Origin of the sequence: Sinorhizobium fredii USDA 257, from assembly GCF_000265205.3 — a bacterium.
GTDB classification, from domain to species: domain Bacteria; phylum Pseudomonadota; class Alphaproteobacteria; order Rhizobiales; family Rhizobiaceae; genus Sinorhizobium; species Sinorhizobium fredii_B.
The window spans coordinates 3,055,770-3,076,676 of record NC_018000.1 but is presented as its reverse complement, the minus strand read 5'-3'; the positions used below and the strand labels follow the sequence as shown (position 1 = coordinate 3,076,676).

22 protein-coding genes are annotated in these 20,907 nt (G+C 61.0%); 6 read left to right on the top strand and 16 right to left on the bottom strand.

The window, feature by feature from the left end; genetic code table 11:
* The first annotated feature begins 298 nt into the window (after window positions 1–298).
* Entirely contained in the window at window positions 299–1,489 is a 1,191-nt protein-coding gene (locus USDA257_RS14195) for a DUF1173 domain-containing protein (RefSeq protein WP_014763664.1), read from the top strand.
* Window positions 1,490–1,739: 250 nt separating this feature from the next.
* Here USDA257_RS14195 and USDA257_RS14190 read toward each other — a convergent pair whose 3' ends face one another.
* The 15 genes from USDA257_RS14190 to USDA257_RS37840 all read right to left on the bottom strand — a co-directional run bounded on the left by USDA257_RS14190 (window position 1,740) and on the right by USDA257_RS37840 (window position 15,799).
* The gene (locus USDA257_RS14190; RefSeq protein WP_014763663.1) at window positions 1,740–2,930 is read right to left on the bottom strand and encodes a hypothetical protein; all 1,191 of its coding nucleotides are present in this window, start codon (window positions 2,928–2,930) and stop codon (window positions 1,740–1,742) included.
* Between the two features lie 100 nt (window positions 2,931–3,030).
* Window positions 3,031–5,136 (bottom strand): ParB/RepB/Spo0J family partition protein, encoded by a 2,106-nt coding sequence (locus USDA257_RS14185; RefSeq protein WP_014763662.1) that lies wholly within the window; start codon window positions 5,134–5,136, stop codon window positions 3,031–3,033.
* A gap of 560 nt (window positions 5,137–5,696) precedes the next feature.
* The gene (gene virB11, locus USDA257_RS14180; RefSeq protein ID WP_014763661.1) at window positions 5,697–6,689 is read right to left on the bottom strand and encodes a P-type DNA transfer ATPase VirB11; all 993 of its coding nucleotides are present in this window, start codon (window positions 6,687–6,689) and stop codon (window positions 5,697–5,699) included.
* Window positions 6,690–6,698: 9 nt separating this feature from the next.
* On the bottom strand, window positions 6,699–7,871 hold the full coding sequence (virB10, locus tag USDA257_RS14175; protein WP_014763660.1) for a type IV secretion system protein VirB10: 1,173 nt from the start codon (window positions 7,869–7,871) through the stop codon (window positions 6,699–6,701).
* A gap of 8 nt (window positions 7,872–7,879) precedes the next feature.
* On the bottom strand, window positions 7,880–8,734 hold the full coding sequence (gene virB9, locus USDA257_RS14170) for a P-type conjugative transfer protein VirB9 (protein WP_014763659.1): 855 nt from the start codon (window positions 8,732–8,734) through the stop codon (window positions 7,880–7,882).
* Entirely contained in the window at window positions 8,734–9,405 is a 672-nt protein-coding gene (locus USDA257_RS14165; protein WP_014763658.1) for a virB8 family protein, read from the bottom strand. The genes virB9 and USDA257_RS14165 overlap by 1 nt, the downstream gene beginning before the upstream one ends.
* Before the next feature lie 4 nt (window positions 9,406–9,409).
* A complete protein-coding gene (locus USDA257_RS14160) occupies window positions 9,410–9,685 on the bottom strand; it encodes a hypothetical protein (RefSeq protein ID WP_014763657.1) in 276 nt (91 codons plus the stop codon).
* Window positions 9,686–9,721: 36 nt separating this feature from the next.
* The gene (locus USDA257_RS14155) at window positions 9,722–10,654 is read right to left on the bottom strand and encodes a type IV secretion system protein (protein ID WP_014763656.1); all 933 of its coding nucleotides are present in this window, start codon (window positions 10,652–10,654) and stop codon (window positions 9,722–9,724) included.
* A gap of 5 nt (window positions 10,655–10,659) precedes the next feature.
* Complete coding sequence (locus USDA257_RS14150; protein ID WP_014763655.1) at window positions 10,660–10,893, bottom strand: EexN family lipoprotein; 234 nt, start codon at window positions 10,891–10,893, stop codon at window positions 10,660–10,662.
* Window positions 10,890–11,588, bottom strand: a complete 699-nt coding sequence (virB5, locus tag USDA257_RS14145; protein WP_014763654.1) for a P-type DNA transfer protein VirB5 — start codon at window positions 11,586–11,588, stop codon at window positions 10,890–10,892. The genes USDA257_RS14150 and virB5 overlap by 4 nt, the downstream gene beginning before the upstream one ends.
* Complete coding sequence (locus USDA257_RS14140; RefSeq protein WP_014763653.1) at window positions 11,588–13,969, bottom strand: VirB4 family type IV secretion/conjugal transfer ATPase; 2,382 nt, start codon at window positions 13,967–13,969, stop codon at window positions 11,588–11,590. The genes virB5 and USDA257_RS14140 overlap by 1 nt, the downstream gene beginning before the upstream one ends.
* A complete protein-coding gene (locus USDA257_RS14135; RefSeq protein WP_014763652.1) occupies window positions 13,962–14,303 on the bottom strand; it encodes a type IV secretion system protein VirB3 in 342 nt (113 codons plus the stop codon). Before USDA257_RS14135 ends, USDA257_RS14140 begins: the two co-directional genes overlap by 8 nt.
* Window positions 14,304–14,307: 4 nt before the next feature.
* The gene (locus USDA257_RS14130; RefSeq protein WP_014763651.1) at window positions 14,308–14,607 is read right to left on the bottom strand and encodes a TrbC/VirB2 family protein; all 300 of its coding nucleotides are present in this window, start codon (window positions 14,605–14,607) and stop codon (window positions 14,308–14,310) included.
* Window positions 14,604–15,275 carry a lytic transglycosylase domain-containing protein gene (locus USDA257_RS14125; protein WP_014763650.1) on the bottom strand — a complete coding sequence of 224 codons (672 nt, stop codon included), beginning with the start codon at window positions 15,273–15,275 and terminating at the stop codon, window positions 14,604–14,606. Before USDA257_RS14125 ends, USDA257_RS14130 begins: the two co-directional genes overlap by 4 nt.
* 2 nt (window positions 15,276–15,277) lie before the next feature.
* Entirely contained in the window at window positions 15,278–15,799 is a 522-nt protein-coding gene (locus tag USDA257_RS37840; RefSeq protein ID WP_080605596.1) for a hypothetical protein, read from the bottom strand.
* Window positions 15,800–15,888: 89 nt separating this feature from the next.
* Between USDA257_RS37840 and USDA257_RS14120 the strand changes: the two genes are divergently transcribed.
* From USDA257_RS14120 to USDA257_RS34105, 5 genes are all read left to right on the top strand, one after another.
* Window positions 15,889–16,266 carry a MarR family transcriptional regulator gene (locus USDA257_RS14120; RefSeq protein WP_014763649.1) on the top strand — a complete coding sequence of 126 codons (378 nt, stop codon included), beginning with the start codon at window positions 15,889–15,891 and terminating at the stop codon, window positions 16,264–16,266.
* Between the two features lie 302 nt (window positions 16,267–16,568).
* Window positions 16,569–17,675 carry a Fic family protein gene (locus USDA257_RS14115; protein WP_014763648.1) on the top strand — a complete coding sequence of 369 codons (1,107 nt, stop codon included), beginning with the start codon at window positions 16,569–16,571 and terminating at the stop codon, window positions 17,673–17,675.
* A gap of 821 nt (window positions 17,676–18,496) precedes the next feature.
* On the top strand, window positions 18,497–18,856 hold the full coding sequence (locus tag USDA257_RS14110; RefSeq protein ID WP_223843434.1) for a hypothetical protein: 360 nt from the start codon (window positions 18,497–18,499) through the stop codon (window positions 18,854–18,856).
* Window positions 18,857–19,088: 232 nt separating this feature from the next.
* Window positions 19,089–19,340, top strand: coding sequence for a hypothetical protein (locus USDA257_RS14105; RefSeq protein ID WP_041414224.1), 252 nt, complete (start codon window positions 19,089–19,091; stop codon window positions 19,338–19,340).
* A gap of 394 nt (window positions 19,341–19,734) precedes the next feature.
* Window positions 19,735–19,998: a hypothetical protein gene (locus tag USDA257_RS34105; RefSeq protein WP_014763644.1), complete on the top strand. Its 264-nt coding sequence runs from the start codon at window positions 19,735–19,737 to the stop codon at window positions 19,996–19,998.
* 322 nt (window positions 19,999–20,320) lie between these two features.
* On the opposite strand, the gene USDA257_RS14095 is transcribed toward USDA257_RS34105, so the two are convergent.
* Entirely contained in the window at window positions 20,321–20,524 is a 204-nt protein-coding gene (locus USDA257_RS14095) for an ABC transporter ATP-binding protein (RefSeq protein WP_014763643.1), read from the bottom strand.
* Between the last annotated feature and the right edge of the window lie 383 nt (window positions 20,525–20,907).

Here is a 20,907-nt window from a genome sequence, read left to right as displayed (position 1 = left end):
GGGGCGCCCTCCGAGTCCCCACCAGGCCGAACCCTCCCGGCCCCTCTCTCGCTCCATCGCAGCGCCGCGCCCGCCCGAACGCGGAAATGCGGGGCGAGGGACAGGCCTGGCCACCCGACGCTATCGGGTCGTCAGGGAGGCGTTGCCGGCGCATCACCGGCTTTCCTCTCGCGACCACCAATCCCCCCGTGATTCACTTATACTGCATCATAAGAGGTAGTCTGGCAGAAGAGTTTTGTGCTACACCAACCTGGAAATCAGCGGGAACGAACGCTTCGACGGGCAAAGGAGGAACAAGGTGCGACGATTTCTGATCGGCGACAGGTCATTCGATGAGGATTCTGTTGAATTCCAGGCCCTCCTCCCCCGCGCCTACGAGCACAAGCTCCGGCCGCATTGCCGGTGCAAGGAACCGGCGGTTGCGATGTACATCGCGCGGCTGGATGGACAGTATTTCGTCAAGCGCATGCCGCTTTCCGGGCGTGATCACGACCCGGCCTGCTCGTCCTATGAGCCTCCGTACGAGTTGTCCGGTCTCGGACCTTTGGTTGGCAACGCGATTCAGATCGATGCCACCGGCCGGACGGCCGTGAAGCTGGACTTTTCGATGACGAAGAGAAGTCCGCGTGCGGCGTCGTCTCTGCCGACGGAGTCGTCGGAGCCCGCCATTCGCAACGAGACGAAGAAGCTCTCGTTGCGGGCCATGCTGCACTACCTGTGGGAAATGGGGGAACTGACCGAATGGCGCTCCTCCTGGGCCGGCAAGCGCGGTTGGGGCCGGGTGCGCACGAGCCTCATGAACGCAGCGTCGCAAACGACGGCGCGAGGCGCGCATCTTAGCGATATGTTGTTCGTGCCTGAGGTTTTTCACCAGGAGGATAAGGAGGCAATTGCCGCGCGCCGGTCGGCCGCACTCGCTGGCGCGCAAGCCTCCGGGACAGGACCGCGCACGCTGATGATCGCCGTAGCGGAAGTGAAGGAGTGCACAGCCGCCCGCGAGGGACACCGGATCACCCTCCGCCATCTCCCCTTTCCCTTCATGATCGAGGAGGGGCCATGGAAGCGGTTGAACGCCAGATACGAAACGGAACTCGAGCTTTGGCGCTCGAACAAAGAATGCCACCTGATCCTGATCGCGACATTCGGGATTTCGGTATCCGGTGTCGCTGCGGTCGAAGAGGTCGCGATGATGGTGGTGAACGAGGACTGGATCCCGTTCGAAAGTGTCCATGAGCGGCATCTACTGGAGAGACTGGCAAGGCTGCGGCGCAAGAGCGTCAAAGGGCTGCGATTCAATCTCTCGCGCGATCAACCGATCGTATCGGTGACCTTGCCGGAGCAGGGGCCCTCCCCGGTGGCGTTGTTCATCGTCCCGCCAGGCGCTAGTGAAGATTATGAGCGCGCTCTCGCGGAAATGATCGAATCAAGACCCGAGATGACCCCATGGGTCTGGCGCGTAGCCGAGGGCGAAATGCCGAGATTGCCGTAAATCGGCGGTCGGCGGCAGGATGGCTCTCTTGTTTTGCCCTCAGAACGCGTTTCTCCAGCGCGCGAGAATGGACCAGCCCGCGCCGGAGCACGCGCTTCCACCTCCGACCGGCCCGCCCTCGGACCAGCCACCCTCCCCCTTGCGCGCGGTCACCCGCCCGCCCCACGGTGATGGCAAAGCCCTTGCCGAATGTGAAGGCCCGGCGCGACGCCGGGCGACAAGGGGGATGGTAGCCTCGGCGCACGTGCGGTCAGCATGCCTGTTCGAGCAGCTTCTTCGCCTTGCCTTCCAGTTCGAGGCGTGCGTCCTGATGAGACTTCGTTCGGGCGAGCGCCGTTATCCCCTGCACGAAATCGAAGATCGATTCCGGCGGCCGGCCCTCTTCCTGCAGGACGGTGTCGATGATCCTGGCGGTTTCTCCCTTCGAGAAGCCGCGCTTGCGCAAAAAGCCATGGCGGTCCTCGTCGCTGCGGGCCACGATGCGCTCGCGCGCTGCCCTGACGCCCGCAACAAAGGGGGCCGGAGATGAATTGGCAAACTTGGCCAAAGCCGGAGCAGCCTCATGAGCGAAACGATGGCCGGCGAACTTCGAATGGCGAATGACGATCTCCTCGAAATCCTCGACGCCCCAAAGATTCCGGTTGCAGCAGACGGCACGGAGATAGAAGGAAGCGATGCCGAGTGTCTTCGAGCCTACCTCGCTGTTCCAGCAATAAAAGCCGCGGAAATAGAGATCGGGCTCGCCGTTCGACAGGCGGCCGGCCTCGATGGGATGGGTGTCGTCGACGAGGAACAGGAAGACGTCGCGATCGCTGGCATAGAGCGTGGTGGTCTCCTTGCTGACGTCGACGAAGGGATTGTGGGTCATCGTCGACCAGTCGAGCACTCCCGGCACCTTCCACATCCTATCACCCGTTCCATTGCCAGCGATGCTCATGACCGCTGATACCAGTTCATGGTCCCAGACCCTGCCGTATTCCGGGCCGGTGATCGCCCTGAGCTCGATCCGCCCATCATTGCCCTCCAGAGTCTTGACCAGTTCGGCGCTGTGATTGATGAGACCGTGCTGCAGGTTGATGCCGGCCAGCGGCGCCGGCAGTTGGCGCATGTAGGTTGCGGGCGCCCCGACCAGGCTGCAAAGCTGCCCGTAGCTCCAGTGCGTCGGCGCGATGGGGCGGCTCTCGCCGGGAACGATCAGTTCGAGCCGCTCGGCATTGGTGCGGCTAGCCTCGACGCGGATGGCGGAGCTTTCGACCGTGCGGGCACGGGCGCGGTCGGCCCGCGATCTCACCCTATCGTAGAGCTCACCGAGCGAGAGATAGCGTTCGTCGTCCGGGCGTGAAAACCATTCCGACGACACGCGACCGATACGCTCGCCGCGCGAGACATCGACCTTGAAACCGGACGACGCCGGTCGAGTGCTGGAAATCGTGGTATTCATGTGCAGTCTCCTGAACCGAAAGCCCTGGCACGGGGGCCGGTGGAAAATGAAAAGGCCCGGTTGTGCGAGGCCGGGCCAGAGGATGGATTGTGAGAGCAGGTTACGGGGCAGCGGCGAAGCGCTGCTGCTCGTCTTCTGTGGCGTCGGGGGACTCCTCCTCGGCATCATCGCCTTCGGTCAGGAATGCCGGAGGTTCGACCGAGGCGTCCTCATTCTCGAGGACGGTGGCGGCATCATCGACAGCGAGCCGCAGCGGTTCGGGGAGCCATCCACTGCCTTCCAAGAGCCGTGCGGCTTCACGTGCCATGTCCTGCTTCTTCAAATGATCGATGAGCTGGGCCGACTGCTCGCCCTTCGCCTCGCGGACCGCCTGCAGGATATGCGCCTTCGTCACGCGGCCGAGGTAGTTGTCGACAGTTGGCGCCCAGCCTGCCTCCACCATGTCGAAGCCGAGCGAGCGAGCGAGCTGGTCGGCATGGACGATCGCCGCCGGCCGCCGGTTCCATGGCTGAACAACTGCATTGACGGAAAGCGAAACGCAATGCGCAAACAGCGCGTGGCGGCTGACGTCATCGAGCGCAATCAGGAAATCCCAAAGCTCATTCGGGTTTTTCGGAAGGTCCTGACCCCAGGCCTCTTGCCGCTGCTCGACCTCCTTTGCCCAGACGGTGTCGCCGAGCCCCTGCGTCTGGCCGAACTTTACACTCTGCAGCGTCACGTCCAGGCATGAATCCGATCCATAAACATAGAAGATCTTGAGCACGAACAGATGCAGGGCGGCGATGAAGGCCGTAACCGGATCGTTTGCCAGCGCATTCCTGAGCGCCACCGTGCGCGTTGCTGTCAATTCCTCGACAAGACGGTCTGAGAGAGGCGGGAGTTTGCCATCGTCGTCCTCTTCCCCAATCTGGCCATTAGGCTTGCCATTCACGGACATGCCGGCGTTGGACGACGATTCCGACACCACCTGGTCGACTTCACCATCGGAATCCGTCGCACCATCACCCTCAGTCTCGACCTGCGTCTCATCTTCAGAACGGACAAGACCGCGCTCGATCTTGAGTTCACCACCAGCGCCGAGCGAGATGAAGGCGCCGCCGCGGGCAACTTCTTCCTGGTCGAAGACATAGGGCCGGTCGTTCAGCCGGTCGAGCTCGTTTCCGAGTTCCTCAAGTCGCTGCTCGGTCTCGGCGCAATATTCGGTCGCTTCGGCATATTTGGCATCGAGCATTTCGAATTCCGCCTTCAGCCGGTCATAGCGCGCGAGTTCATCTTCCGTGAACTCCGCCCGCTCGCCGTAGAAGCGGCGAAGACCCGAGCTATGACCGTAGGGAAAATCAAAAGCAGCCTCGACCCATTTCCAGCCTTCGTTCGCCTTCAGTGCTTCGGCGTCGGCCGTCAGCTTCTCGATCGCGAGCTGTTCGAGCAGCGCCGGATCCTGCAGCCATCCGCCATTGTCGTCATCGAAGAGGTCACGCATCACCACACCGCCGGCCGCCTCATAGGCTTCGATGCCGACATAGACGGCGCGGCGGTCAGTCGCCCGGATCGCGGTCTCGGTGAGCAGCCGGCGGATATAGTACGGCTCGCGTGAGTGTTGACGCGAAACCGTATCCCAGACCTGTTCCTGGCGGACATGATCATTGGTGATCGAAAAGGCCATGACGTGTTCGAGCTTCAGTTCGTCATTGGCATAGAGTTCGAGCAGACGCGGTGAGACGGCAGCCAACCGCAGGCGCTGCCGCACGACCGCGACCGAGATGAAGAAGCGAGCGGCGATCTCCTCCTCGCCGATGCCCTGCCCGCAGAGCGTCATGATAGCGCGAAACTGGTCCAGCGGGTGCAGGTCGAGGCGCCGAACGTTTTCCGCAAGCGAGTCCTCGACTTCCGGCGTCCCACCCTTGCTGACGATGCAGGGTACGCCGACGGTCTCCGACAGCCGCTTCTGGCTGACCAACAGTTCCAGCGCACGGTAGCGGCGACCGCCGGCGGGGATGCGATAAATACCGGTCTCGTTGCCTTCAGCATCGACCTCCGCCCGCACATTAAGGCTGGTCAGCAGCCCACGGCGGGCGATGTCCTCGGCGAGATCCTCGATCGATACACCTGCCCTGGTCTTGCGGACGTTCTGGTGGCTGAGAACAAGCTTGTTGAAGGGAATATCGCGCCCGGCATTGAGCGTCACTTTCTGAATGGCCTGTGCCATGTCGTTTCTCCGTAGCGGGCCGGCCCGAGCCTCTCTCCGACCATCTCAACCCGCCACAGAATCCCCTTCCCCCTCTCCCTCTCGCGATCCACCACTTGGCATCCCCCGGCGACCGGCCGCCGTGGCGTCTGCCAGCGGTTGGCCCGAGGAAACGCACAGCTGCCCTGCACAATGAGTGATTGCCGATCGCACAACTGATGGGCATAGTGCCTATAGCTGATGCAGTTTGATGGCTTCTCCCAGTGCCATCGCGTCAGCTGTTCCCCTCTGGAGGTTAGACACCTTCACGCCTCAACGGGCCTCGGATCTTCCGGCGGCCCGTTTTTTCGTGTAATTCAGGTTCGCTCAATCCATGGTCAGCGGTGAGCTCACTCGATTGTCGAGTATCCGAAAAAGAACCGGAGAAAACGCGACAGGCTTGCTGACCGGAGAACGAGTGACAGGATGCGAAGACTTTGCAATCCTCAAGCGGTTGGCCGGACGAACCTATGCCGTACCTCGCCGTCTACGCAGGCGTAGCTGACGATGGGCTGTAGTCGGTGACGACGGATCCACGTGATTTATCGAGCGCGAAAGTAGATTTCTGTTGCGCCAAACCGACCATCCATTCGCTTGCATTGAACGATGACGTCGATAGAGAGTTTCAACAATCTGTCGATGTCCTCGGGCTCCAGATTACGTCCCCCTTCGGATTCCTTCACAAGAAGCGTCAACTGTTGGAAGGCCAGCTTGGCGGAATTGGCATGCACGGTGGTGATCGATCCGGGGTGACCGGAGTTGACGTTGCGCACGTAGTAGAATGCTGTGCCATCGCGCAGCTCCTGCAGCAGAATTCGGTCCGGCCGCATGCGCAGGCATGACTCCAGCAGTTCTTTTGGGCCGGCACCCGAAAGTCCCTGGGCGCCTTTCGAATAGAACAGGCGCACGTGGTTGGGCTGCGGAATAACCAGTTCAGGTGTGTCCTCGATCGAAATTATCCGCTCATGCTGAGGAATATGCTTGATCAACGCTTTCGAGAGCGTCGTCTTGGCCGATCCCGTTGCGCCTGAGATGATGATGTTCTTCCGCGCGATAACGGCCTCGCGCAAAAAATCCTTGAAACGGCCCGCTCGGTAGAGCGCCACCAGATCCTGTTCCCCCGTCGAGATACTTTCGTTGTCTCCTCGCGTCTCGGAAAAAAACCTTCTCTGCTCCAAATCATCGAGCGTGAACGTCACCGATGACGGCTTTCGGACGGTGATGCTGAGAGTGTTCCTGTTGGTCGCAGGAGGAATGACGATCTGGATCCGCTCATCGCCTGGCAGTGTCGCCGACAAGATTGGTCGCGTTTCATCAATGGATTGATTGGAAAAACTGGCCACGGCCCGAACAAGGCGCATCAGCTTTTCGAAGGTAAGCTCTGGCAGATTATGGGTCCGCCAACCACCGGCGCCCTCTGTCAGCACCTGCCCAGGCCGATTTACGATCACTTCATAGAGGGACTTGTCCTTCAGGAATGGCGAAAACGGAGCGAGCAGTTCGCGGACGACTGCAGCGTCAGGGTCGTCGGTCATGTCCTCACCCTATTTTGTCACGAGCGTCGACTGCGGGCTGAAGTCGCCCAGTACCGCCCGGTCGAGAATGCGGTTCTTTGGCCCAATCACGCGAAGCCTGTAGACCCCGGAGAAGTCGAGATCGCGCGCGACGAAGATCGAAACAAGCTCGCCCTGATGCTTCATGAGCGTCGGAGGGATATTGATCGATTGCTCGACGGCAATCGCCGCGGCCTGCTGGCCGGCGCTTGTGGTACCCTGCGCGTCGACGTCGCTGTCCTTCAGACGGCTGTTGGCGTAGCCTGCAGCATCACCGACGACAGAGAGGAGAAGCGCACTTCCGAAGCGCTCCCACCAGTGGGTATCGACATATCCGTCCATGCCAGCCCGGCCGAGTGCATCGGTCGCGGGCGAAGCCAGCGTGACGATGACGCCGTTCGGGGTCTTCGCGCGGTTCCAAAGCACAAAGAGGCGTTTCTGCCCCCGCTGGAGGCCGCCTCGGTACTCGCCGACAATCTGAGTTCCCCTCTCCATCAGCACGACGCGGCCGTTGTCCGAGAGAACATCCCGGTTGATGACGCAGCTCGTGAACCCCGGCTGGTCCGACGCCATGGCCGTTTCCAGCACGCACGGGATCGAGGTGCCCATGGCGACGATGAAGTCGCGGTTGCCTAGCGTGCCGGCGCGCGAGCCCTCGAGCCGGGTCGGCCGCAGCATTGTCTTGAACTGCTCCTCATTGCTGCTGGCGGTGTTTTGACCCATCGTATTGCCATCGAGCGGCAGGAAATTTCCGTCCGGAGAGACCGCAGACTCTTCGCGATTCCCATGCGCTGTCGCGTTTTTCTGTCCAGCGCTATAGGCCATGACGGGTGCGCGGCGGGCGGAATCGAGCAACGGATCTTCCTCCTTCACCTGCTCGGCCACAACCGGCGTCGGCAGCTTCACTTCCGGCTCTGGCTGGACCGGCTCGATCTTTTCCTTGACCGGTTCGAAATTCGTCGTCTGCCGGATGACGACCCGCTCCGGCCTTGTGGTGTCCGAAGGCGGCTTCTCGCCGCTCACCGACCAGAGCGCGAAGGCGACAAAGGCAACGATGGCCAGCGCCACAGCGCCCCGCTTCAAGACGGGATTGTTGTCGACCCGCCTGCCCGCAACCGTTTCGGCGCGCTCGCCCGGTATCCGGCCCGCGTCTTCCTGGACCATGACAGCTCCTACTGCGCCGTGCCGATGTCGGTCCGAACGACCCGCTCCACCGACGGCGAGGTCGTGTTGGTGTCAGGGTTGATGCCGATCCGGTCATAAGCCTCGTTGAAGACGCAAAGCACGTCCGCACCGCTCCGCAGGATGAACTTCCGGCTGATCGCGTGGACGAGGACCAGGTTGCCGTCGACGGACTTGGGTACCAGGCTCTCGCTACCGTCCGAATTCTCGATGTAAATGGCCGGCATTTCCTGGTTTCCGACGAAGGCAAAGGTCGTGACCTTGCCATTGTCGTAGACCGATTGCGGCTCCAGCGCCTGCGCGCCTTGTGCAGAGTAACGCCAGTTCCGCGGTCCATAGGCCTCATGAATCGCCAATACGCTGTCGGCCTCCTTCGCCTGCGCAGCGATTGCTCGCGCGGCTGCGACCTGGCGACGCCGTTCGGCTTCGTCGGCGGGATACCGGTACTTGACGTAAAAGTAAGTGCTTTGACCCACCTCCACCTTTCCATCCCGCACCATCAGCTCCATCTGGTAGCTTCGGGTCGATCCGTCGCGCCGGGTGGTTACGACAGAGATATTGGTGACCGGCTGGTTCTCGCGCGGTTTCAGGAACAGGATACTGCCTGCCGGCGCGACCTCCCAGGCGACGCTGTTGCCGAGCGCGACGTGGGCGATCTCCTCGTCGGGCCCGAACTCGACCTGCACAGAGGACCTCAGAGAGCCGATGATTCGGGTAACGTTGTAGGGCTGGTAGTCGACGAAACGCACACGGCTGTCCTGCGCTGCGCCGCGCGGAATCTCGAGGGCAAGGGCCGAAAACGCCGAGCCGGCAAGAAGAAGAGCGAAGATGGCTGCGGTACGCATCAGTTGATCGCCTCCGGATCGGCCCGATATTCACTGACGGCAAAACCGAGCGGGTTGACAAGCCGGTCGGTCGACGACATCGGCGCGTTCACGTAAGCGAAGGTGAGCGTTGCGACCCAATGGGTCGTTCGGATTTCTTCCCCGCGCGTGATCGTGCGCATGTAGCGGACGGATACGACGTTCGGGTTGATCAGCGAGATCGAGGCGATGCTGATGCGCGCCGTGGCACTCCGCCCATAGGTGTTTTGCGGCGATTCCGGGTTGCTGCCGCGATAGAAGGTCGAGAATCGCGCTTGCTCCGGCTGCGTCGACAGCAAGGCGACGGTGCGGAAATTCTCCTCCGCCTCGCTCCAGACATAGCCTTCGCGAGCGCGCACATATTTTGCCGCGAAGTATTTGGTGACGGCCTCATCGTAAGTTCCCGCCGTCGACGTCAATGCCGAGACGACGTCGACTATGCCGGTCGAATTGTCGACCCGCACGACAAACGGCTCGACCGTCTTCAGCGGCGTCAGACCGGCAACCGCGAAGATCGAGGCGCCGGCAAGGACGCCGGCCACGATTGCGATCGACCAGGCGATGCGCGCCGAGCGCTCGACCTGGATCATACGGTCCTGATCGAAGCGTCGCGCCTTCTCGAAGTATGACTTGAGTTCGTCGCTCGAGACCATCGCGTTATCCCTCACAACGACGATAGGATGCAGCGGCGTCGAAATGTGCAAAGGCTGGCGGCTCCTTTTTCTCTTCGGCATAGGCCGCAACCACGCTCGACGAGGTTACCGGCCGCGCATCCGAATGTTTCTGCTTGAGGTTGCTGTTGTCCTCCCACTGCCACATGGAGCGATTGAGTGGCCGGCGCGAATAGCCGTCGCATTTAGGGACCGGATAGGTCATTGATGCACAGCCGCTTAAGGCAGCCGCCATGCACAGCAGCGGAAATGTTCTGATCATTCCGAGAAGACCTTTTTCTAGTTGGTGCGGGCATCATCAACTGGCGCCGTTAGAGGTGAAGGTCCGTCCGACGGCTCGGAACCCGCGGCCGGCGGCACGGGCGGTATGTGATGCCGCCGAGGCGAGCGTGCCTTCATGGGCGTCACGCGCAGCGCCGTAACCGTAGGTCAACGAAGCACCGCCAGCTGCGAGCGCCGAAGCGATGTTGGGAAGCTGATAGAAGACATAGAGAGCAGCGAGGCAGATGGCGCACAGCGCAATCGGCCGCATCAGCACATCGCTATACCCCTCGATCTCCGTGAAGGTCGTGTCGATGCAGGTGATCAGCAGCGAGCCGACGGCAACGACGAGGACCTGCAAGATCACGAAGTTCGCAAGCTGCCCGATCCAGGCCTCGGTGAAGCGCCGCGTCGGCTGGAACATGGCGAGCGCCACGAAGATCGGGCCGATGGCCAGCACGATGGCGAGCGCCAGCCGGGCGTAGAGCGAGACGATGTAGCCGATCGATGCGACGACGAAACTTGCGAAGATAACCATCATGCCGCCGACGCCGGTGGCGATATCGCCCGGCCAGGAGGCGCGTGACCAGATATCGGTGGCCGCGTCCTGCCCCTTGTCGAGCAGACTGTCGAACGTCGAGGCGCTCGGTGTCGACCCGGTGTTCAGCGCCTGCGAGATCTCGCGCGGCAAGGTCTCGAAGAAGATGTTGGTGACGTAGGTCTGGTATTCGCTGGCGTTCTTCACCAGCATCACGATGATGGCGAGCCTGATTGCCCGGTAAGCGAAGTCGAGGATCGGCTCCTGGACCGAGCCACGAAGAACGAGATAGCCAAAGAGCACGATATAGAGCGTGATCGCCGCCGTCAGTGGGCCTGAGACCCACTCGGCGATATTCGACGTTCCGGTGGAGACGAAGTCTTCCAACGGCGTCTTGAATTGCTCGTCGACGAAGGCGAACACCTCATACATGGGCGTCAGCCTCCGAGCGACTGCCGCATGCGCTGGAACCGCCGCTTAATATCGGCACTTTCCGCGTTCCTGCAGTTTGGGGTGTCGCGAAGCTCGCCCGGATTGTTGCGGCACTTGGTGACGAGGTCGGCAAGTAGCGCTTCGTCCGCGACCAACTCGTCGACAGTGTAGGTCCGCTCCGGCTGCTCCGAGCAGGCCGTCAGGCCAAGAATCGCGAGGAGAAGGGAAAATTTCCTCATTGCAGTGCTGCCTTCATCGCGTCCATGCGCTGGCGCCAGTCCTCGGCCTTGCGCTGCTCGTCGACCTGCGCCTGCGCCTGCTGCACCATCCGCAAGCCTTCCATGCGCAGCATGTCGGTCTGAAGAAAAGCCGTTTCCGCCAGAAGCCGCGCCTGAAGGTCGGCGATATCCTTGGCATCGCTGGCCGTCGATATCTTCTCGCGCAACTGGTCGATGCCGTCGATGCGCTTTGTCGCCTTGTCATAGATCTGCTGGCCGAGGCTCATTTGGCCGGCATTCCTGTTCTGGATGCGGGAAAGCTCCTGGGCATAAAAGTCGTCGGCGCTGGTCCGATACGTCGAATTGCCCTCAAGGAATTCCGAAGCCGCATCACCGAGGACGCCCGTGCCCTTGCCCTTGAACAGGCCTTCGATGGCGTTGAAGTCTGCCGGCAGCACCCTGCGGATGGCAGGATCGTTGAGGACGCTGGCGACATCCGCCATGTCGGTGAGCTTGTTAAGCGAGCCATAGAGCTGCTGCGCCTGTTCGATCTGCTGATTGAGGGCGTCGAGCTGCGACTTGAGCTCGGCGATGGTTTCGATATGCTTGCCGATCGCCGTCTGGTCGATCACCGGAATCCCCTGCCCTGCCGCTGTGCCGGCGGAAAGCATGAGCGCCGCGGCGATCGCCGCGCCATGAAATCTAAATGAGGTCATCAGCTCGCACTCCTTCTTTGCTGGAAAACGGGAAGCCAGTCCTCTCGCCGGTTGCCGACTTCGGCGCGGACCGCGTCGGCAAGCTCCACATTGGCAGTCCGGCCGGAGAGAATGGCGAGTTCGTCGCCGAAACCGCTGAGGTTCAGTTCGGCGACGACGCTGTTGTGTCCCTGCTTCAACACGAACCGCCGACTCTCGACGGAGAGCTCGCGTGCGATCAGCTCGTATTCGCGCTCCGTGAGCTTGAAGCCGTCGACATAGTCGGCGCGGTTGCCGCGCGCGTTCGGCAGGAAGATCTGCGTCGGGCATTGTTCGATGATGGTGTGGGCGATCGGCGAGACGATCGCGTCGCGCGGGCTCTGCGTGGCAAACAGCATGAGGCCGTTCTGCTTTCGGATCGTCTTGAGCTTGTTCTGGGCAAGATCGCGGAAGCCTTCGTCCTGGAGCGCTTTCCAGAACTCGTCGATCACAATGATGATCCTGCGACCATCGATCAGTTGCTCGACGCGATAGAAGAGATAGGCCATCAGGGGGGCACGGATTTCCTCGTTATCGAGGAAATCGGTCATGTCGTAGCCGACAAACGTGCCACCATCGCCAAATTCACCGAAGCCGATGTCCTCGATTACATTATCGAAGACCCAGCCGAGCGGCCCTCCCGTCTCCCAGCGACGCAGCCGAGCAGCGATCCCTTCCGGGTTCGTGTTGTCCAAAAAAGTCCTGAGCGCGCCGATCGTCCGGCGCTCCACCGGCAGGTCGGCGAGGCCTTCGATGGCGGAGGCAATGTCGCGAAGTTCGGTCACGGTCAGTTCCCGCGTGGGCGAACCGGCAAGCTTGCCGACCCAGCGCGTCAGGAACACCTTGTTCTCCGGCGTCAATTCGAGGGCCTTCAAGGGAGCGCAGCCGGTCGGGATACCGTTCTTCAGCGGCAGATAGGTGCCGCCGGCGGCGCGTATGTAGAGATCGGCTCCCCTGTCCTTGTCGAAGAACACCACATGCGGATCGTGCTTTTCGAGCTGCGACAGCATGAAGTTGAGTAGCACCGTCTTGCCGGCGCCCGACGGGCCGCAGACGAACGTGTTTCCGAGATCGCCGTAATGGAAATTGAAGTAATATGGCGAGCCGGACGCGGTCTTGAGCAGCGCGACGGCGGGGCCCCATTCATTGCCGTCCTTCTGGCCGATCGGATAGGAGTGGAAGGGCGACAGCGCCGCGTAGTTTCGCGACGAGATCGCTCCGGACCGGGCGCGATAGCGGAAATTGCCGGGCAACTGCGCCCACCAGGCCGCCTCGAGACCAAGGTCCTCGCGCGCAACGACGGCGCCGCCGCTCGTCAAGCTGGCGCGCGCCTTGGCGAGATTGTCGGTCAGTTCCTTCACCGAGGAAGCAAAGACGCAAAGCGAGAGATGATGCTCGCCGAGTACGAACCGGTTGGACTCCAGATCGTCCATGGCCTCGTCGAGTTCGTCGATCTGCGATGCCGCCTTGTCGCCGCTGCTGACCATCTGGTTCTGCTTGCGGCCCATGATGGTGCGCGCGTCGGCTTTCGAGACGAAGGAGAAGGATTGCGCCAGGATCAGTTCGAAAGGACTGGTAAGCACGCCGTCGAGCATGCCGGTCCTGGTGCGGGCCGGATATTCCTTGAAACTCAGCATGCCGGCATAGCGGCTTTCTGCTTCGGGGCGGATCTCGACCGTCTCGCGGCCGACGATGACACGATCCGAGTAGATCGCCGACGCAATGCGGCCCTCGGTCAGGGGGATCGGCTCGCGTCGTCCGCCGACGAACTGATGCAGCAGTTCGCTCGGCTCCGAGAACAACAGGCCGTCGTGTTCGTAGAGGGACAGCACGCGGGGCTCGAAGCGTTTCAAAGCCGCCGTGACATCGACGACCTTGTCGCGAAGGTGCTTGAGGGCCTCCTCGTCGAGTTCCGCCCCTGCGCGACGGGCTCGGCGCAGGCGCGACAGCAGCTTTGCCGCCTTGTCTGCCGGATCGCGTGCCGGTGACCAGAGGATGGTCAGATAGAGGTCGTTGCGAAACAGGTCCTCGCCCACCATGCGCGCGCGGTATTTGTCGTTCAACGCGGCCGAGAAGGCAGTCGCGAAGGTGCCCTCGGGATAGTCGCTGTCCCGGCGGCGAATAAGATGCGTCCACAAGGCGAGCCGCTCGTCGGCGATGTTGCGGTAGAGCGTGTTGAGGTCGCGATGGAGGGCATTCAGGTCGAGAACATCCGCGGTCTCGAACGCGACGCCTTCGAGCGCGATCATCACCATCAGCGCCCGGGAATCGAGCGCGATCGTCGACTCGTCGACGTGGCGGACATAGGGGATGAAGGTCTCCGGAGCGAGTTCGCGAGATCTGAGTGTGGTCAGGCTAGGCAAGTCCGAGGTCCCTTTCGTCGTATTTGCGGGCGAGCTTCAGCGGTGCAAGCGTTGCCCCGCCCCAATAGGCGCTGTTGCGGGAGCGGCCGCGTGTCTCCACCCAGGCCAGTAAGATGCGAAACATGTTGTGGTCGTGTTTGACGAGCGCGCGGAACACCAGGTGGAAGACGACGCCGACGAGCGCGTAAGCGATCGAACCGGCGACGATGTAGAGAATGGTGGTGAGCATGATGTTCACGCCCATGGCTTCCATTGTTACGCCGGCGATCATCGCCGGCCTGGTGCAGGCGATGAACAGCGTGTCTTCCTCGAGCGTCGGCCGCGCGGTCGCCATGCTGTCAGCTCCCGACAATGGTGTTCACGAGTTCGGTGGCGCCGAAGATGCCGCCGATGCCGATGATCCAGAACCCTGCTCGTCTCAGATCCATGTAGCCGAACATCCAGGCGATGCAGATCACGATCACTGCAATGACGGCGAGCAGCTTGGCGATATTGCCGGTCAGCATGTCGACGATATTCTGCAGGACGGTCTCGATGCCGGCGGCCTGCGCGAAAGCCGGCTCGACCATGGTGGCTACGATGGCGACGGCCATCAGGGTGGAGGCGGCGATCGGCCGGATACGGGAACTGAAGGTCATTCACTCTGCTCCATTTTATTGTTCCGAAAAACGAGGACGGAGGACCGCCGCCGCGAATTGAAGACATCCCAGGCCGGCGCGGACGCCGTCTGATCGTTCGGGGTAGCATCGCTTTCGGCTTCGACGGCGTCATCGACAGCCGTCCCCCCGCTCGGCCCCCTGTCCTCCCCACCATCGCCGATCGTCAGCATTGCGAGGGTTTGGCCGAGCCTTTCGATTTCTTTGCGAACTTGTTCGTCATATTCGACGATGGCGCCGGCGGACGGATCGTCCCGCCCGTAGTAGGATCGCAGCATGTCCCGCTCGGCGCGCCTCGGATCGGCGCCGGCCCTGAGTGCGAGCCGGTAGTATCCGTCGAGCAGTGTGGCGGTGGCCTGGAGGTTAAGGCATGGATCGAAAGCGTCAGAAATCGAGAAGCTCATCTTTCGAAGCTCTTCCATGCCAATGCCGCCAAGGCCGAGCTGGATGTCCTGCCGTTCGGCCGCCCGTGACGTGGCGATTTCGATCGCCTCCGCCTTGGTCGTGGGCTGTTCAGAGAGCGGCGGTCCGCTCTTGATCCGGATCGCGAAGGGCTCGAAACGACTTTCGAGGCTGACGACGCCAGCAAGAGTTTCGGCCGCGACCATAGGTGCACAGGTCTGCGCGAGATCCACGAAGGCAACGGGCATGCTCAGTACCACACCCTTTGGCGTCCGATCCCGTCGATCGTCACGTCGACAAAGTGAGGCTTCGAGCGGACCTTGGGCCGTCTGGTCACGTAACGCCGGCATTGTCGCTCGCCGCCCAGGTGGTCCCACCGGGACGAAATGGCACTGCCGGCCCTATCGTAACGGCATTCACTGTCTGAGACAGCTCGGGGTGCGGTAGAGACACAGCTTGCCTCGTGGCCGCGATCACTGCTTCGCGTCGTCAGCCTGAAACCTTCATCGCAGGCGTAGGGTTCATATCGCGGCCGCGAAGCCCTGAAGCCGACGCCGCTGCAGCTTGGAAACGCGTGTCCCCTGGCAAGCTCCCGCCAAAGTCTTTTGATCGGAGGCTGGCATGGCGCATACTGTGTCGGGCCGCCCGGGTTTGAAAGACACAGGATAACCTGGCATCCCCAATCATCTGCCCGCGCAACACTGTCTGAAACGAGGTATGCTTGTGAAGCGCCAATCGTCGAAAGGAAGCCGCTGACCAGTAAGTTCTTCATGGAGAGAGACCCCCGCAAGCGCTGCACCAAATCCCAGCGCCGTTGATTACCGCAACCGATATACCGCCTTATATAACGCAGTTAAACAAATGACAAGAGCTCTCAATTCGCAGTGGCACAGCCTCGCCTTCTCGGCTTTCATTTTTCACGAAATTGTCGACAATCCGATTGAGGACGAGACGCCCCAGTCGCGACTGAAGCAGATCGGCATGATGAGCGTGCTCTATATCATGCACCAGGGACACCAGCAGCTAACCCTTTCAAATGTCGTCGAAATCACGGGCCTTACCCGCACCGGCGTGACGGAAACGATCGACCCGCTGGTGCGGCGTGGATTGTTGACGGAGAAGTTCGTGAAGAATTCGATGGGCCGCGGCAAGGCGCGGCAATTCGACATCGCGCCGCAGATCCTGGAGAAGCTGCGGAGCTTTCAGCAAGACGCTGACAGCGAACCCATTGCGCCCTGAAACCGGTCAAAGTCAATGTTATAAGTGACTTTTGTTGCCTGAGAGCGGCATGGGGCCTGTTTTTCACGAAGCGCCAGATGGATCCGAAGGAATCGTTGGCGTCAAAAAACGCAACCAAGGTCGCAGAATAAGCCCTTATGCCAGGCTTGGCACGCTGAACGAGAGGCACCGCACCTTCGATCTGACGGCCAACAGCCCGGCCGTAAGCCCGCCAGGAAGGTTCTTTCAATGAGGGATAGGCAGGCTAGCTAAACCTCATACTATCGGCATAATGTGAGTTATAGGAAGGATGGCTATAACTCATGCGCTGGAACTGGCAACGAAACGACTGGCCGGACTTCTCGTACGACCACGCGGCGCTGGAGCCTCTCGAAAAGAGTTTCCTGCTGCACGCGGGTGAATTTCTGGGCGCATATCGTCATGTCAGTCCGGAGGGTAGGGACACACTCAAGATCGAGCTGATCAGCGACGAGGCTTTGAAGACCTCCGAAATCGAGGGAGAAACGCTCGACCGTGCCAGTCTTCAATCGTCTTTGCGCTGCCAATTCGGCATGGACACGGACAGCAGACGCATCGGACCTGCCGAGCGTGGTATCGCTGAAATGATGGTCGATCTCTACCGAAGCTTTGGTCTTCCCCTGTCGCACGAGACGATGTTTGTATGGCACCGAATGGTCATGGCAAGCGCGAATCGACTTCAGGTTGTCGGCGGCTACAGAACGCATTCCGATCCAATGCAGGTCGTCTCGGGAGCGATCGGGCATCCGAAGATCCACTTCGAGGCACCCCCGTCCGAACAGGTGCCGCGCGAAATGGATGCGTTCGTCAACTGGTTCAACGCAACTGCACCCGACGGTGCAAAGCCACTGCCCGCGCTCACCCGGGCGGGCATGGTGCACCTCTACTTCGAAAGCATTCACCCCTTCGAGGACGGGAACGGCCGCATAGGCCGCGCTCTCTCTGAAAAATCGATCGCCCAGGACTTGGGCCAGCCAAGCCTGATCGCGCTTGCCTATACGATCGAGCGGGGCCGCAAGAGCTATTACGACATGCTGGAGAAAAGCAACAAGAACAATGCGATCACGGACTGGCTGATCTATTTCGGGCAAACTATTCTTGAGGCTCAGCAGACGACTCTCAAGCGCGTGGAATTCCATATATCGAAAACGCGGCTGTACGACTCGTTGCGTGGCCAGCTAAATCCACGACAAGAGAAAGTTATCGCGCGGATGTTCCGCGAGGGCATCGAGGGGTTCAAGGGCGGTCTCAGCGCAGAGAACTACATCAGTATTACGCAGGCCTCCCGCGCCACGGCAACGAGAGACTTGCAGGGCCTTGTTGCCAAGGGGGCGTTCCTTCGAACCGGTGAACTGAGGCACACGCGGTATCATCTAAAACTCCCGAACTGAGCTGATCAGGCGTGGAAGAGGTCGCGCGAACGGGATTACGGGTGGCGGCATTCAGCGACAGGTGAAGTTGCAGGGAGGAAGAAACTCCTGGACGTTGATCCTAGCCACAGAAGGCTCACTCGCGATCGGTTTTCTGAGCAGGTGCGGCCGCCTGAAGGTCAGCCGGAATGCTCCTTCCACGACTGCAGGACTTCCATCGACGCCGGTAAAACGAGAAAACACGCCGTCATTCAAAGTTCTACAGCGATCTTTGTGCGTCACAAGACGCACGGCGCTGTACAAACCCTCCTTAATGAAGACTAAATCATCAACATCAACAATGTCGCGCCGACAATCAGCAGCGCGGAAACGGTTGATGCCCAGATCACAAGCATATCGTGGTCGTAGTGGTTCTTCTCTCGGTCAGAGCGATGCATTTGTGCCTTCTCCGGCTCGTCTTCCCGCAGCCTTCGGGTCACTCCCTGCCAAGTACCGATTTTACTCCCAAATAAACAATTCCACTATAAGCCGCCGCAGCTACGCGGGGGCGCCCGAAGGGCTTATGCGGCTAGCCTGACCGCTCAAGGTGACCGTCACATAGCCGCCGACATCACGATCAAAGCAGTCGCGGCGACGGCCCCCGGATAGCAAGACGACGATAACTGCCTCGGCGCAGAGATGTTAAGTTTGCCCGACAGAACCAGCCGCCGTCGCTGTGTGCAGTGCGTCAGCAGGCCGTGCCCACGAGGGGCGTCTTGAGGCTCACCCCCGGCAGGTCGTGATGCCGATCAGCGCGTTGACAGGACCACTGCGGTCAAACGAAAAGACGTTGGAGGAGAATATTGGGCAATGATCTGAGCGCCGCTGTGTTTCACGCTCCGCCGATGGACATCGACGACGAGCTGCGAGGCATGCTTCTTGTCGACCGGGAGAGGACAACAAGGGCGATTGCGATCCACCTTTTGCTGCGTATGCCGCCCCAGGTCCTGTTTCGGAGGAACTCGGAAGATGTAGCTCTCGAGGAAGTCGTCGATGGGATCGTTGATGCCATCCTGACTGTTCCGGAGAGGGTACTTGGCGATTTCGCCCAGGAAGAGGCTGCGCCACGTGCGGCCGCAACGGGCTTCATTGCCAGGGTCGTGTCAAAAGCTCTGACTGACTGTTTTGAGCCTGTTCATGCTGATCGCCCGGGTGGGGCCTGATCCCGTCTGGTCGTCGCAAGACACATGGCCAGCGCATTCACCGGGTGAGGCGCACGAGCCCGCGCCGCAACCTCGCGCAAAAAAACGACCTTCCCCTTTTGCGGGAAATCAATTAGCGTTCAACTCAGCCGACATGAGCGGAGCCTGTGCTTCCGGACGATGCGATCAAGATTATCGCTATGAGAGCGTCCGGCCACATCGTCTTGCGCCGGACTCTTGAAGGAGAGTCGTCATGTCGAAACAATTAAAGCATAGCCCTCGCCCGTCGAACGAGACGCGCGCGAAAGATGATGTCGCGGTGGCGGCGGCTGTGAAACTTGCGATGGAGGTCTTTGGCTGCGACGCGAAAACCGCCGCGGCGCATCGCGCGATCGAAGCCTGGGTGGAAAAGCGCGAGGGCGAGTTCACGTTCTGGCTGCATGTCTTCAGTACTCTCAATCCGGACTCCATTCGACCGGCGCGTCAGTTTCGCAGAAGCGCGTAAGTCAAGGCGGTGCCGGACCGATTGGCTTCCGAGTGCCTACCAAAAAAGGGCGTACCAGGCGCAGGCGCTTTAGCGCCGAAGCCCGTTCGCGCGCCGCGTGACCGGTGACAGGGCAGCCGCAGGAGGTTTTAGCGTTAGCGCCGCCCGACGGGCGGAAACCGGGACCGACTGCCCCCGGGCAAGCTGCTCCGCTTGAAGGAACCCGCTCGTGGGGCACGTATTCTGAACGAAAGGGCTGACCACCGCTGCGCCGCGCGCTCGCGAGCGGCTTCGCTACCGCCCAGCTACACATGGGGTAATCGCGGCGCGACTGCCCCCGGCAGCAGCAAGCAAAGATCACGCGCGGGTGCTGAAAGTGTAGGGCGATGCCGTCCGCCTCATGCTATAAAGGCCGATGACCGAAAGCGAACAGCAGTACGAGTTCTCAGAATTCTCCGGCGAATTCATCGATGACGATGTAACCGTCATCTTGCGTATTTACCGTCCTGCCGACACCAATCTCGATTGGGTGCTTGAGGTATTCGACCAGGAAGGGAACACGACCGTCTGGGATAACACCTTTGACACCGATCGAGATGCGTTCCAAGAATTCCTGGCCACTGTTCAGCGCGATGGTATACGATGCTTCGTAGATGCACCGGTGCAAAGGCTACATTGACGCTTGACCAGATTATCTCGCGCCAATGGCTTTCAGTTCCTGCCCACCAAGCGCCCGCGACAGTCTTGTTGCCTTCTTTAGGAACGAGCTTTTCCTATCGCCCTTTGCGACGGGCATCCGCCTTGCATTGTGGAGAACACACCTAACGCGACTTCAAACATTGAGCGCCGATCCATGGGCAGATTTTCGCGCACCCCCTCAGTCGGAGGCCGGGCGAAGAAAAGCCGCCTGATCGCCTCCAGCCGGGCAAATTCGTAAAGGCCCCGATCCCTCGGCGCGGGCGCGAGTAAGGATGCATCGAATGCCATGCAGGTGAGTTGCGTCAGGGGGCGAGTCGGATAGCCGAGCGGGGGATCGATTCAACGAGGCGACGTGTATACGGGTGCTGCGGATTGCCGATGACCGTCTCCGGCGGCCCCTCCTCGACGACCTCGCCAAAATAGAGGACATAAATGCGATCAGCGATCTGGCGGACGACAGCGAGGTCCAGGCTGAGCCAAACTGTATGCGCGACTTGCCTCGCCATGCGCGGGGTTTTTTATTGCTTGTGGGCGAGCCGGCTTTCTTCAATACGCCACAGATATACTGGCAGCGGCGGGAGCCGATCACGGAAGGTCGGGTTCGCCCCGGCATTTTTTTTCCGGGTCGTCAGTGCGATACCACAGCGATCGTATGTGGTGCCAAGGGTGGGTTTACCTCGATGGTCAGCCACTCGGAAGCGGCGATTGCAAGCGCGAGGATAATTGCGGGACCGGCGAGCGCGGCTAGAAACCTGAGCCGCGGGAAAAGCTGATGATGCCCTTCGCCGGGCCGCATTTTCGTTCTCCCCTCATCCAAAGCGCCCGCTGATTGGACGGGCGCCGAGTCGTCTCTGGGACTCTTCGCTCCTTGGGGATTCCGCATGGGGCA